This is a genomic window from Methylobacterium sp. 77 (genome assembly GCF_000372825.1).
Taxonomy (GTDB): Bacteria; Pseudomonadota; Alphaproteobacteria; order Rhizobiales; family Beijerinckiaceae; genus Methylobacterium.
This window is the reverse complement of the sequence record NZ_KB910516.1, coordinates 4323067-4335583: the sequence shown is the minus strand read 5'-3', so window position 1 is coordinate 4335583 and position 12517 is coordinate 4323067. Positions and strand designations below refer to the sequence as shown.

Here is a 12517-nt window from a genome sequence, read left to right as displayed (position 1 = left end):
TCCAAAATTGGAGGATTCTCATGAACCATGATCCACGCCAGCGCCCCTCTTTGAAGGACTTCGACGCCTATACCGACCGCAATGGACAGGATCTCGGGCAGGACGACGCCCGCGACATCGGCATTCCCGCCCGGACCCAACACGACCTGAAGAGTGATCCTTCCGGCGAATCGGAGACCGCACGCATCGCCTCTGGCATGCCGGGCCAGGATGCCACCGACGAGACCGAGGCAGAGACGCCGCCGGAAAACCTGCGCCATATCGGCGACGCTTCGCAGACAGGCGCCGTCTCGGAGGCCCTCGACCGGGCGACCGCACCGGTCGGCACGGATTCGGGGGATGCCGCATGAGCGACAAGGACAATCCCACCGATGCGGCGACCCGCAAGCCCGACGACGATGTCGGCACCCGTGGCGGCCCCGCTGTCAACGGCGGCCATCAGACGGCAGAACAGAATGCGGCGCGCGACCGTGAACCGGGCGGTCTGTCCGATGCGGAGCGCAAGCAGGACTGGAACGATAGCGGAGCTGCAAAGGGCCGCAACCCGGTTCCGGTCGGAGGCTCTTCGGACGGTCAGTCCGACCGCCGGCAGGACTGAACGTCTTGCCGAGACTGTATCTCACCCAACGAGGGAGCGGACGATGAGCGAGACCGACGACAAGACCAAGCCGGAGAAGAGCTCGGGCAAGCCAGTCAATTCCGCGCCCGACGCGGTCAAGGACCCCAATGAGAAAACGGACGGCAAACCCGGCGAGGGTCCGAAGGGCGGCAACAGGCCGGACGATGAGACCGACCCCGGTGGCGGTTAGCCACTGACACCCTGGTCATCGATTCTCGACACGCGGCGCGCCCAACTGGTCCAGCGCAGCCGCGTGTCGATACGAAGGGTCCGCTGGATCGTGCGAATCCATTGTCGGATTGGATTCCGTCGTTACGGTAGTCACAGGGAGACACGCCGATGACGATGTCCACGACAGCCACAAGTGCTGCACCCACAATCTATGACCGCGACCTCGATCGGAACCCGGCAAACCACCAGCCGCTCACGCCGCTGAGCTACCTCGACCGGTCGGCGCGCGTTTTCCCCGACCATGTCGCCGTGATCCACGGCCCCCTTCGTCGAAGCTATGCCGAGCTTTACGCGCGCTCCCGGCGACTTGCCGCAGCGCTGGCCGCTCGCGGCATCGGACGCGGCGACACGGTGGCGGTGATGCTCGCCAACACGCCCGAGATGATCGAATGCCATTACGGGGTGCCGATGACCGGCGCCGTGCTCAACACCCTGAATACCCGCCTCGATATCGCCGGCCTCGCCTTCTGCCTCGATCACGGCGAGGCCAAGGTGCTGATCACGGATCGGGAGTTCAGCCGCATCGTCGGCCCCGCCCTGAAGCAGGCACAAGCAAAGCCCCTGGTCATCGACGTGGATGATCCAGTCTATCGCGGGGAAGGCACGGCTGTCGGCAGCCTTGGCTACGAAGCGCTCCTCGAGGAAGGGGATCCGGCCCGGGACTGGGCGATGCCGAACGATGAATGGGACGCGATCTCGCTCAACTACACGTCGGGCACGACCGGCGATCCGAAAGGCGTGGTCTATCATCACCGCGGCGCGGCGCTTCTCTCCCTCGGCAACGTCATCACCGGCAATCTCGGGCAGCATCCGGTCTATCTCTGGACGCTGCCGATGTTCCATTGCAACGGCTGGTGCTTCCCGTGGACGCTGTCGATCGTGGCCGGCACCCATGTCTGCCTGCGGCAGGTGCGGGCAGGCGCGCTCTATGCGGCCCTTGCAGAGCACGGCGTCACGCATCTGTGCGGCGCGCCGATCGTGATGCAGCTTCTGCTCAACGCCTCGGAGAATGAGCGCCGCCCCCTGCCCCGGCGCGTCGCCTTCCTCACCGCCGCGGCACCTCCGCCCCAGGCGGTCCTCGCCGCCATGGGCAGCGCCGGTTTCGATGTCACCCATCTCTACGGCCTCACCGAGACCTATGGGCCGGCGGTCGTGAATGCCTGGCACCGGGATTGGGACGCGCTGGATGGAGATGCCCGCGCCGCCAAAATGGCGCGTCAGGGCGTGCGCTATCCGGTTCTGGAAGGGTTCGATATCCGCGATCCCGAGACCTGTGAATCCATGCCCGCCGATGGTGAGACCATGGGCGAAGCGATGTTCCGTGGCAACGTGGTGATGCGGGGCTACCTCAAGAATCCGGCGGCGACACAGGCCGCCTTCAAGGATGGCTGGTTCCGCTCGGGCGACCTCGGGGTCAAGCATCCGGACGGCTACATCCAGCTCAAGGATCGCTCGAAGGACATCATCATCTCAGGCGGCGAGAATATCTCGTCCATTGAAGTGGAGGACGCCCTGTTCCGCCATCCCGACGTCTCGGCCGCCGCCGTAGTGGCCAGACCCGATGAAAAATGGGGCGAGACGCCGATGGCCTTCGTGGAATTGAAGCCTGGCGTCACCTTGGAAGCGGACGTTCTGATCGCTTGGTGTCGAGAGCGGCTGGCCGGCTACAAGCTGCCGCGCCGAATCGTATTCGGAGAACTACCGAAGACGTCGACAGGGAAAGTGCAGAAGTACCTGCTGCGGGAGCGGGCGAAGGAGGATTGAGGGCACTCGAGGCTATGCCTCGTCCGCCGGCCCCAATCGCTCCACCCCGCAAAGTCAGTCGGAGCGGCAAGGATGAGATCGAGGCGAAATTTTCGCGTGTGGCCCGTCGACGCTCCAAATGAAAAGGCCGGACAATGCCCGGCCTTTTCATCGTTACCGATTCGTGTCGCTTACGCGGCGCCGCCCGAGCGCTCGAAGCGCTTGCGCTCGTTGGGGTCGAGATAGGTCTTGCGGAGGCGGATCGACTTCGGAGTGACTTCCATCAACTCGTCGTCCTGAATCCAAGCGAGCGAACGCTCTAGAGTCATGCGGATCGGAGGCGTGAGACGCACGGCCTCGTCCTTCGACGTGGTGCGGATGTTGGTGAGCTTCTTGCCCTTGAGCACGTTCACCTCGAGGTCGTTCTCGCGGTTGTGCTCGCCGATGATCATACCCTGGTAAACCTTGGCGCCGGGCTCGATCATCATCGGGCCGCGATCTTCCAGGTTCCACATGGCGTAGGCCACTGCCTCGCCCTTGTCGTTGGAGATCAGCACGCCGTTGCGGCGGCCGGGCATTTCGCCCTTGTAGGGCTCGTAGGCCTTGAACAAGCGGTTCATGATCGCGGTGCCGCGCGTGTCGGTCATGAGCTCGCCCTGGTAGCCGATCAGGCCACGGGTGGGCGCATGGAAGACGAGGCGCAGGCGGGAGCCGCCCGACGGCCGCATCTCGATCATCTCGGCCTTGCGCTCGGACATCTTCTGCACGACGACGCCGGAATACTCCTCGTCGACGTCGACCACGACCTCCTCGACGGGCTCCAGGACGTTGTCGTCCTCATCCTTGGAGAGCACAACGCGGGGACGCGAGACGGCGATCTCGAAGCCTTCGCGGCGCATGGTCTCGATCAGGATGGCGAGCTGCAATTCGCCACGACCCGAGACGAAGAACGAATCCTTGTCGGCCGCCTCCTCGATCTTGAGCGTGACGTTGCCCTCGGCCTCCTTGAACAGGCGGTCGCGGATCATGCGGCTCGTGACTTTGTCGCCCTCGGTGCCGGCGAGCGGCGAATCGTTGACGATGAAGGACATGGTGACGGTGGGCGGATCGATCGGCTGGGCCTGGATCGGGGTCTCGACCTGCGGATCGCAGAAGGTGTCGGCCACGGTGCCCTTCACGAGGCCGGCGATGGAGACGATGTCGCCGGCTTCACCGATATCGATGGGCGCGCGCTCCAGGCCGCGGAAGGCCAGGATCTTCGAGACGCGGCCGGTCTCCACGAGCTTGCCGGTGCGGTCCATGACCTTGATGGCCTGGTTCGGCTTCACGGTGCCGGAGGCGATGCGGCCGGTGATGATGCGGCCGAGGAACGGGTTGGCCTCCAGCAAGGTGCCGAGCATCCGGAACGGACCCTCCTCGACACGCGCCTGAGGCACGTGCGCGAGCACGAGATCGAAGAGCGGCGCGAGGCCGTCGTCCTGCGAGCCATCGGGCGAGGTCGCCATCCAGCCGGCGCGGCCAGAACCGTAGAGAATCGGGAAGTCGAGCTGATCGTCGGTGGCGTCGAGCGCCGCGAAGAGGTCGAAAACTTCGTTGACGACTTCGGTGATGCGGGCGTCCGGGCGGTCGACCTTGTTGATCGCCACGATCGGCTTCAGGCCGATCTTGAGCGCCTTGCCGACAACGAACTTGGTCTGGGGCATCGGGCCTTCGGCGGCATCGACCAGCACGATCACGCCATCGACCATGGAGAGGATACGCTCCACCTCGCCGCCGAAATCGGCGTGGCCAGGGGTATCGACGACGTTGACGCGGGTATCCTTCCAGACGACCGAGGTCGCCTTGGCCAGGATCGTGATGCCGCGCTCCTTTTCGAGGTCGTTCGAATCCATCGCGCGCTCTTCGACGCGCTGGTTATCTCGGAACGATCCCGACTGGGACAACAGCTTGTCGACGAGCGTCGTCTTGCCGTGGTCGACGTGGGCGATGATGGCGATGTTGCGAAGCTTCATAAGGTATCCGGAAGCGAGTAGAGCCCGTCACGCGACGGGCCGCAGGAATGCGGCCGGCAGCGCCGGGTCACGGGACGAGCTATCGCGTCGCAATATAAGGTGTGGGCCGTTCCGGCAAGGGGCATGGACTGCGTGTCTGCCTGTCATCGCACGCGGGCGCCTTCAATCGCGGCTTCGGGACCGGGCTGTCGCGCCCGGTAGCAGCCGAGCCCGGTGATGCAGACGAACGAAATCGCCGCCAGCGTCGTCCCGAAAACGGCGATCGGCCACCAATGTCCTTGGAAGCGTTCGGCCAGGATCGTGCCGACGATGGGCGTGAGCCCTCCGGCGATGGCGCCGCAGAACTGATAGGCGACTGAGATCGCGGTGTAGCGCACCCGAGTCGGGAAGGCCCCAGCGACGTAGCCGGCGATGACGGCGTAGAAGGTGGCGCTGCCGAGGACGTTGAGCCCGAGCCCGAGAGTGATCGTCCAGGTCGCCCGCATGTCGACCAACAGGAATAGTGGATAGGGTGCCAGCATCGCCCAAATGAGGGCGATCTGCAGGAACAGGCGCTCGTTGCGGATGAGTTCGGCGATCCGCGCGCCAACCGGCGTCATCACCAGCTGGATGATGGCGGCGACCAGCAATGCATCGAGGATCGTCGCGCGCTCTAGTCCGAGATACTGGGTCGTGTACGTGATCATGAAGGTGTTGAAGAGATAGACAGATCCGATCCCGAAGGTGTTCGCGCCGGCCGCCAGAGCCAGGGGTTTCAGACTGGTGGCAAAGACTTCGCGAAGCGGTGCGACCTCAGGCGGGTTCTCGACACGGGTCTCCTCGAATTCCGGTGATTCTTCCACGCCGAGACGGATCGCGAGGCCGACCACGAGAAGCACGACGCTCACCAGAAACGGCAGGCGCCACCCCCATTCCATGAAGCTTGGCTTGTCCATCAGCCCCGCCAGGCGGAACGCCAGCAGAGAGAGTATCTGCCCGGCCGGGCTCCCGAGTTGTGCGAACGAGGCGAAGAAAGTCGAGCGGCCCTTCGGCGCATGCTCGGCGGCCAGAAGCACAGCACCGCCCCATTCACCGCCGACTGCGATGCCCTGGAGGACGCGCAAAGCGACCAATGCAATCGGCGCCCAGATCCCGATCGTCGCATAGGTCGGAAGCAGGCCGATTCCGGTGGTGGCGACGCCCATCATCACCAGGGTCACGACCAGCGCCTTCTTGCGCCCGAACCGGTCTCCGAAATGCCCGAAGACCACGCCGCCGAGGGGTCGTGCCAGGAAGCCCACGGCGAAGGTGCCGAAAGCTGCGAGCGTGGCCATGAAGGGCGTGGATTCGGCGAAGAAGAGCGGCCCGAACACCAGAGCGGCCGCCGTGCCGTAAATGAAGAAATCGTACCACTCGATGGTGGTGCCGACGAACGCGGCGATGGCTGCGCGGGCCGGCTGGCTCTCGCGACGAGTGACTGTGGAGTTCGCCTCAGAATTCATGAGGACCTCGAAGGCGGTTTCATGGAGAGGAAGCCAGCAAGATTTGCGCAATACGGAGCGGCAGCGGCCATCCTATTCAAACGCCGCATCAAGCCAGAGCACGGAGCAGATCCGATGCCGATCTTCGCTGATAACGCCGCCCCGGATGATGTCGCACACCGTCACCGAGTTCATTCGGTCCCCTGTCCCACCATGGTCGGGGCAGGTCTGCAACCGCTCGCCCGTCGGTTGACCTCGACCTTCCTGCCTATAGGTTGCCTGCATCCCAACCGAGGAGCTTCATGCCGTTCGTCGCCGCCCTTCTGCTCGCCCTTTTGACGCTTTCCACCTCAGTCCTCGCCGATGCGCCGGACTGGAGCGGGACCTGGAACACCCGCTGGCGCGACGGCGGTGCAAGGGTGGAGATGAAGCAGGAGAGCGGGAAAGTCACCGGCAGCTACCTCGCCTATGATGGTCGTATCGAAGGCGAGGCACGGGACAGGGTACTCACGGCGCGATGGTTCCAGGGTGGGCGTTCCGGCGCGGTGGAATTCGTGCTCGCACCGGATGGGCAATCCTTCATGGGGCGGTTCGACAGCGGCGAGTGGTGGACGGGCGGCCGCATCTCCGGCGACGCGCGTGAGCAGGGCCTGATCCAGACCGGGCCGCGCGAGACCATGCGCAGCTTCCTCCAAGCCGGCAACGATGCCCGCTATGACGCACCCGACCAGATGGTGCGCGCTGTCGCCGTGGTGGATTTCGGCGACGGTGCGGCGGCGATGGCGCCGGAAGAAAAGCTCGGCAAGGCTCAGACCCTCTTCAACCTCGTGGACCAGACCACATTTCGGCTTCATTCCATTCCCGACGCCCGCGCCGGGGGAGAAGAAGCGGCGGTAGACCTGGAACAGGCAGGAACCGGCGCCGTACTGGCGCTGCGTTTCGTCAAGCGCGGCGAGCGCTGGTTCCTCTCCATGCCCGACGACACGACTCTCGCAGAGGCCCGAAAGAGCCTTTTCGCCCGTTCCGGCGGACGTCCGGCCAGCCCGGAGGCCTACCGCCTGCGAAAGAACGCCCGGGACGCCTATCGCACCTTCACGCGCGCGTTTTACACGTGGAGCGAAGATGGGCGGCGCCAAGCCCTCGACAGTCTCGATCTCAGGGCTCTGAGCGACGCGGTGCGTGACGACCAGGGAGGTCTGACTGCACAATATCTTAACGGAATCCTGAACCGAATCGGGCTGCTGCAACCGCAGGAGATCTCGGACGATCCGGCGAACCGGTCTCCGGCCATGGTGTTCAGTCATCCCGTGGGGCAGATGGTGATCGCGCCCGACGGCGTCGGCGACGGGGCAACCTGGAAGTTCTCGGGCGATACCGTCCGCAACGCTCGCGACCTCTACGTCGCCGTGGAGGGCATGCCTTCGGCCGCCGGGCAACGGTTGCCGGAACCGCCCTCGATCTTCTTTCAGCTGAGACGCTCGGTGCGCGGACTCGCCCCCAACTTGCTCATGCCGGTGGGGCCATTGGAGGCTTGGCAAGCGTTGGGCTGGCCGGCGATCATGGTTCTGTCCCTGGCGCTAGGCTGGCTCGTCTCGAAGCCGGTCTCTGCCTTCCTCGTGCGCGCCGTCGGTCGCCACGATGCGCATCAAGCGCGAAGGACTTTCCGCCTGCCTCTGCTGGGCACACTGACCCTGATCGTCTACGCCGCCCTCATGCCAGCCCTCGGCCTGCCCGACCTTGCGACACGAGTGTCGGTCGGCGTGGCGGGCGTCCTCTTCGCACTGTCCACGGTCTGGTTCGGCTGGCGGATCATCGACGCGGTCGTCGCGACCTACTTCACCGGCGACGAAACCGGGCGGCCGAGCATGGACAACATCCTCGTCTCCCTCGGCTTCGGCGCCCTCAAGATCGCATTGGTGGGAGCGGGGCTGACTTACGTGGCGATGCAGCTCTCACTGCCATACGAGGGCGTGATCGCGAGCCTCTCCATCGGCGGATTGGCAGTAGCCTTCGCCTCCCGCGAGACCCTCTCCAACGTATTCGGCGCCGGAATCCTCGCCATCGACCGTCCGTTCCGGCGTGGCGACTGGATCTCCACCGGCGACACCAAGGGCACGGTGGAGCATGTCGGCATCCGTTCGACGCGGGTCCGAACCGCCGACGACAGCCTCATCGTGGTTCCGAACGGCAAGCTCTCCGATGCGGTGGTGAACAATCTCGGCACCCGTCGATTCCACTTGAATTCGGCCAAGCTGCCACTGCCTTACGCCACCAGCGTGCCGCAGATCGAAGCCCTGGTGAGCGGGGTGCGCGAGCTCGTAGCCGAAATCCCGGAATCGGCGCCAGACCGTACGCAGGTCAGCGTGTCGAACCTCAGCCAAGACTCCATCGAGGTCACGGTCCGCTACGGTCTCGACGTCCGCAATGGCGCCAACGAGACCGAGATCGTCAACAGGCTGATGATGAACATCCTGCGCTTGTCCGAGCGCATCGGTATTCGCGGCGCGAATGGCGGCGCTCCGGCTCCGGCGGAATAGGCTCCACCGGAGCCGCTTCGCGGCGACAGGAGATGGGAGGTTCTAGCGAGCTCCAGCTTGGCGGGCGCATTGATCTTTGCAGTCTACAAGGCGACAGCCCCAACCATAAATGTTACAGCCCGGATTTCGCGAGAAACACTCGAATTTTTCACACCATTACTTGTAAGAACGCAGATCGGGCAGACGATCATGCTGATTTACAAGCTTCCGTCACCTTTCCTCGAATGGTTCGGTGCCGCACCATTCGGCAATGAACAAGGCCATCGCCGTAGTGACGCGTTTCACTGAGGAAAGGCTGACGCGCTCGTCGAAGCCGTGGATATTCTCGCTGATCGGCCCGTAGCAGAGCGCGGGAACCCGGTCGTAGAGGGCATGAACGCGGGTATCGAGATAGCTCGGAGACATGAAGCTCGCGAGATCCGTCCCCGTCGCCGCACGGTGCGAGGCCGCCAGCACCCGCTCGGCCTCCGAGCCCTCGTCCAACTCGTAGCCCTCCGAGAAAAAGCCGTTGAAGGCGATGACGGGTGGGGTTTTTGCGAGGAATGCGTCAGTCCGGGCGAAGTCGCTCACTGCGCCCTCGATCTCCCGTGCCGCATCCGCCGCGCTCACGCCGGGATAGATCGCGATGCGGCACGCGATGCGGCACCAGGCCGGCACGGACGAGGCCCAATCCCCGCCCTCGATACGACCGACATTGAGGTTGATCGGATGGGTTTCTCCCTCGAAATGGCGGCGTCCCGCTTTGCGTTCGTTCCACGCCTCCTCAAGCCTGCGCAGTGCGGCGATCACTCGATAAGTCGCGTCGATAGCGTTGGCGCCCGCTCCCATCTCGCGGACATGGACCGGAGTCCCGCGCACCTCGACGGTGAACCACAGCACCCCGGTATTCGCGCGCACGAGTTTCTCGTCCTCGGGCTCGGGGATCAGCACGGCGTCGGCTCGGTACCCGTGCAGATGCGTCATCAGCGCGCCGTTGCCGGTGGATTCCTCCTCCACCACGGACTGGACCAGCACCGTCGCCGCGGGCTGAAGGCCGATCCGGGCGAGCGCATCGAGGGCGAAGAGATTGGCGGCATGGCCAGCCTTCATGTCGGCCGCGCCGCGTCCGTACATCCAGTCTCCCTGGATCACAGGATCAAAGGGCGAATGGGACCACAAGTCGAGGGGACCGGGCGGTACCACGTCCACATGGGCCTGGAGGATCAGCGAGCGCCCCATCTCGCTGCGGGGTCGGTGGATGCCGACAACGATGGGCGCCTCAGAATGCCCCGGCGCGATCCGCCCTCCTCCAGGATGCGCGGCGAGGGCCGCATGATCCATGTGGATCCGCTCCATGGCGTAGCCGCGCTCGCGCAAGCAGCGGAAGACGTAGTCCTGGATCGCGTGCTCGGCGCCTCGCACCGACCCGAAGCGGACGAGGGCCTGGGTATGAGCGACCTGATCGGCAAAGCCTTCCTCAACGGAGGCAGCGATGCGGTTCGCGAGCGCAGGATCGAGAGCCATGGATCGTCCTCGTGAAGGCTTTCCGAACGGGCCTTCACATAGAGGCAATTAAGCGGGTGGGAACACGCCGCGCCGGCTCAGACGAAGAAAGCCGTCGCCATGGCGAGGGGAAGCGCAGCGATGGCTGCCGGACGGATCCAGGCCGGACGATAGGACATCAGCGCCACGACGATGAGCGCGGACCCGGTGAGCGAGCCGAGCCATTGCACCGGCCCGAAATTCCAGTCCGCCGTGACGATCGCCGCCGCGAAGGCCAGTGCGATGGCGAGCCAACCCGCTGCCCGGAACGCCAGATCCCGCTGCCGGGAGGGGCGCCCGTGAAACAGGGTCCGGCCATGCCGGTCCATGCTCAGGCACAAGCAGGCGAGGCCCGAAAAGCTCAGGAGTAAGGTAAGAGACACGGCAAGAAGCGTCATGCTCGGGCGAGGTCTCCGGTGGAGCGGGCTGCATCCCTCCGCGCGCCCTCGTGGAGCCCTACTTTTCGGGCGCCAAAGGCGAAGACAAGCGCGAGCGCCAGCATGGCGGTATCGAAGCCAAGGAAATCGGTGCGCCAACCTGCGATCGTCCAATCGACCAGGGGGACGGCGAGGAACAGGAACGCGGCTGCGTAGCTCATCTCGCGCCACGCCCGACGATGTGGGCGAGCGAGCGGAATCAGTGCGGCGAGGAGCCAGCTTCCGAAGAAGATGCCCCCCTCCCAGGATTCCCGAGCGGACCAATCGACGGGAATGACACGGTTGGCGATGAAAAAGGCCGCCATGCCGATGGGCAGGCCGAGGATCGTGCCGATGTTCAGCGCCTGGACGAGGCGCCAGCCGAAGGCGGGCTGGACTACAGCTTTCGGCGCCCGCGCCACGGTCCACAGAACGAGACCGGTGGCGATGGCGGCGCAGCCCATCAGGCCGGAAAGGAAGAACAGAATCCGCAAGGCCGGTCCGGCGAAATGCGCCTCGTGCAGGCCGACGAAACTCGTATAGGCATGCGCCGCGGGCTTGAGCGGTCCGGTCCGTTCAACGATCTCGCCGGTCACCGCATGAAACGCGATCTGCGGGTGGCGATGGGCGAGCCCGTGCGGCTCCTCGAACACCGCCACAACCGTGGCGTTGGCGTCGCCCGGGTTGTTGACGGTGACCATTTCGAGCGGCTCGCTCACCTCGGCCTGGGCGCGGCGGATGAGGGGGCCGAGCGGCGCCGGTTCGGCCGCCTTGCCCTCGGCCGGACGCCAGGCCGTCATCTGGCCGGACTCGACATAAAAGCGCAGTTCATCGGCCTTGTAGACGCTCACCATTCCCCACGGCATGTACATGAGCGCGAGCGAGACGATGCCGGTATAGGTAATCATCAGGTGGAACGGCAGTGCCAGCACGCCGGTGACGTTGTGCGCATCGAGCCAGCCGCGCTGGGCGGATTTCGAACGCCGGAAGGTGAAGAAATCGGCGAAGATCCGGCGATGTGTGACGATGCCGCTGATGAGGGCGACCAACAGGACCATCGCGCATAAGCCGACGATCCAGCGGCCCAAAGCGGGGGGCATCTGCAGTTCGTAGTGAAAGCGATAGAAGAAATCGCCGCCCCTGGTCGCCCGAGCGATCGTCGGCGCGCCGGTCGACGGATCCAGAAGCGCCCTGCCGACCTCCCCGTCCGGCTTGTCCATCCAGTAGGCGCCAATGAGCGGGTTGTCGGCCGTCGGCACGCCGACGAACCAGGCCATTGCCTTCGGTGCATGGACTTTCAGATGCGCGACGCCGAATTCGGCCGCACGGACCACGTCGTATTCTGCCTCGGCACGCAATTCGGGCCGCATCCAGTGCGAGATGTCGGTCTTGTAATAGGTGGCGGTGCCGGTGACGAAGACGGCGAACATCACCCACCCGGTGACGAGCCCCGCCCAGGTGTGCAGCCACGCCATCGATTGGCGGAACCCCTGTTTCATGTGGGCTACCCTACGCTGCCGAGAGCCAGCCAGAGACCGGCACCGAGGCAGAGCGCCGGGAGCGCCAGTCCGATAGCCGCGCGGCCGAGGCTACGTGCAGAGAAGACCCAGATCACGGCTGCGGCCATGATCGCGAAGCTCGCCAGCGTCGCGGCGGCGACGGCTTCCGAACGGTCGAGGGGCAGGGTCAGAGAAAGGAACGCGGTAGCGATGGCCGCGAGGGCATAGCCACCGAAAATCGCGAGGAGGGTCCGGCCTGCCACCATCAGACGGTAGTGTCCTTGAGAGGGCCGTGCGCCGGTGGTGATCGGGTCCGTCATCGACAGGCAGCACCGGATTGCGAGGAGCGGGCACTCCCTTTCGAGGAGCGGACGACAAGAAGGCTCAGCAACGAAAAGCCTGGAGAGTGAATGACCTCGAAGCCGCACTGCTGGGTAGCTTTCAACAGCCCCCGAACAGGGACGCTATACAGACCCTCG

At 65.0% G+C, this 12517-nt stretch carries 11 protein-coding genes; 5 read left to right on the top strand and 6 right to left on the bottom strand.

Features of this window, described 5'->3' with window-relative positions:
* Positions 1–20: 20 nt before the first annotated feature.
* From A3OK_RS0120510 to A3OK_RS0120495, 4 genes are all read left to right on the top strand, one after another.
* A complete protein-coding gene (locus A3OK_RS0120510; protein WP_019906772.1) occupies positions 21–350 on the top strand; it encodes a hypothetical protein in 330 nt (109 codons plus the stop codon).
* Positions 347–598, top strand: coding sequence for a hypothetical protein (locus A3OK_RS0120505; protein ID WP_019906771.1), 252 nt, complete (start codon positions 347–349; stop codon positions 596–598). Before A3OK_RS0120510 ends, A3OK_RS0120505 begins: the two co-directional genes overlap by 4 nt.
* A 43-nt stretch (positions 599–641) precedes the next feature.
* Positions 642–809 (top strand): hypothetical protein, encoded by a 168-nt coding sequence (locus tag A3OK_RS24415; protein WP_019906770.1) that lies wholly within the window; start codon positions 642–644, stop codon positions 807–809.
* Positions 810–958: 149 nt separating this feature from the next.
* The gene (locus A3OK_RS0120495) at positions 959–2614 is read left to right on the top strand and encodes an acyl-CoA synthetase (protein ID WP_019906769.1); all 1656 of its coding nucleotides are present in this window, start codon (positions 959–961) and stop codon (positions 2612–2614) included.
* Between the two features lie 170 nt (positions 2615–2784).
* On the opposite strand, the gene typA is transcribed toward A3OK_RS0120495, so the two are convergent.
* Together typA and A3OK_RS0120485 are read right to left on the bottom strand one after the other, a co-directional pair.
* Positions 2785–4605, bottom strand: coding sequence for a translational GTPase TypA (gene typA / locus A3OK_RS0120490; protein ID WP_019906768.1), 1821 nt, complete (start codon positions 4603–4605; stop codon positions 2785–2787).
* A gap of 143 nt (positions 4606–4748) precedes the next feature.
* Positions 4749–6086, bottom strand: coding sequence for an MFS transporter (locus A3OK_RS0120485; protein WP_026597483.1), 1338 nt, complete (start codon positions 6084–6086; stop codon positions 4749–4751).
* Between the two features lie 281 nt (positions 6087–6367).
* Here A3OK_RS0120485 and A3OK_RS0120480 point away from each other — a divergent pair, with 281 nt between their 5' ends.
* The gene (locus A3OK_RS0120480; RefSeq protein WP_019906766.1) at positions 6368–8602 is read left to right on the top strand and encodes a mechanosensitive ion channel domain-containing protein; all 2235 of its coding nucleotides are present in this window, start codon (positions 6368–6370) and stop codon (positions 8600–8602) included.
* A 210-nt stretch (positions 8603–8812) separates the two neighbouring features.
* Here the strand turns inward: A3OK_RS0120480 and A3OK_RS0120475 are convergent, their stop codons facing one another.
* The 4 genes from A3OK_RS0120475 to A3OK_RS0120460 form a co-directional block, all read right to left on the bottom strand.
* Positions 8813–10105, bottom strand: coding sequence for an ArgE/DapE family deacylase (locus tag A3OK_RS0120475; RefSeq protein ID WP_019906765.1), 1293 nt, complete (start codon positions 10103–10105; stop codon positions 8813–8815).
* Between the two features lie 77 nt (positions 10106–10182).
* Entirely contained in the window at positions 10183–10521 is a 339-nt protein-coding gene (locus A3OK_RS24215; protein WP_026597482.1) for a DUF3325 domain-containing protein, read from the bottom strand.
* Positions 10518–12038, bottom strand: coding sequence for a PepSY-associated TM helix domain-containing protein (locus A3OK_RS23160; RefSeq protein ID WP_051092940.1), 1521 nt, complete (start codon positions 12036–12038; stop codon positions 10518–10520). Before A3OK_RS23160 ends, A3OK_RS24215 begins: the two co-directional genes overlap by 4 nt.
* 5 nt (positions 12039–12043) lie before the next feature.
* Positions 12044–12358, bottom strand: coding sequence for a hypothetical protein (locus tag A3OK_RS0120460; protein WP_026597481.1), 315 nt, complete (start codon positions 12356–12358; stop codon positions 12044–12046).
* Positions 12359–12517 lie beyond the last annotated feature (159 nt).

What these genes read in the sequence shown, in the direction of transcription:
- A3OK_RS0120510 (WP_019906772.1), top strand. Translation starts at nt 21, where the DNA reads ATGAACCATGATCCACGCCAGCGCCCCTCTTTGAAGGACTTCGACGCC.
- A3OK_RS0120505 (WP_019906771.1), top strand. Translation starts at nt 347, where the DNA reads ATGAGCGACAAGGACAATCCCACCGATGCGGCGACCCGCAAGCCCGAC.
- A3OK_RS24415 (WP_019906770.1), top strand. Translation starts at nt 642, where the DNA reads ATGAGCGAGACCGACGACAAGACCAAGCCGGAGAAGAGCTCGGGCAAG.
- A3OK_RS0120495 (WP_019906769.1), top strand. Translation starts at nt 959, where the DNA reads ATGACGATGTCCACGACAGCCACAAGTGCTGCACCCACAATCTATGAC.
- typA (WP_019906768.1), bottom strand. Translation starts at nt 4,605, where the DNA reads ATGAAGCTTCGCAACATCGCCATCATCGCCCACGTCGACCACGGCAAG.
- A3OK_RS0120485 (WP_026597483.1), bottom strand. Translation starts at nt 6,086, where the DNA reads ATGAATTCTGAGGCGAACTCCACAGTCACTCGTCGCGAGAGCCAGCCG.
- A3OK_RS0120480 (WP_019906766.1), top strand. Translation starts at nt 6,368, where the DNA reads ATGCCGTTCGTCGCCGCCCTTCTGCTCGCCCTTTTGACGCTTTCCACC.
- A3OK_RS0120475 (WP_019906765.1), bottom strand. Translation starts at nt 10,105, where the DNA reads ATGGCTCTCGATCCTGCGCTCGCGAACCGCATCGCTGCCTCCGTTGAG.
- A3OK_RS24215 (WP_026597482.1), bottom strand. Translation starts at nt 10,521, where the DNA reads ATGACGCTTCTTGCCGTGTCTCTTACCTTACTCCTGAGCTTTTCGGGC.
- A3OK_RS23160 (WP_051092940.1), bottom strand. Translation starts at nt 12,038, where the DNA reads ATGAAACAGGGGTTCCGCCAATCGATGGCGTGGCTGCACACCTGGGCG.
- A3OK_RS0120460 (WP_026597481.1), bottom strand. Translation starts at nt 12,358, where the DNA reads ATGACGGACCCGATCACCACCGGCGCACGGCCCTCTCAAGGACACTAC.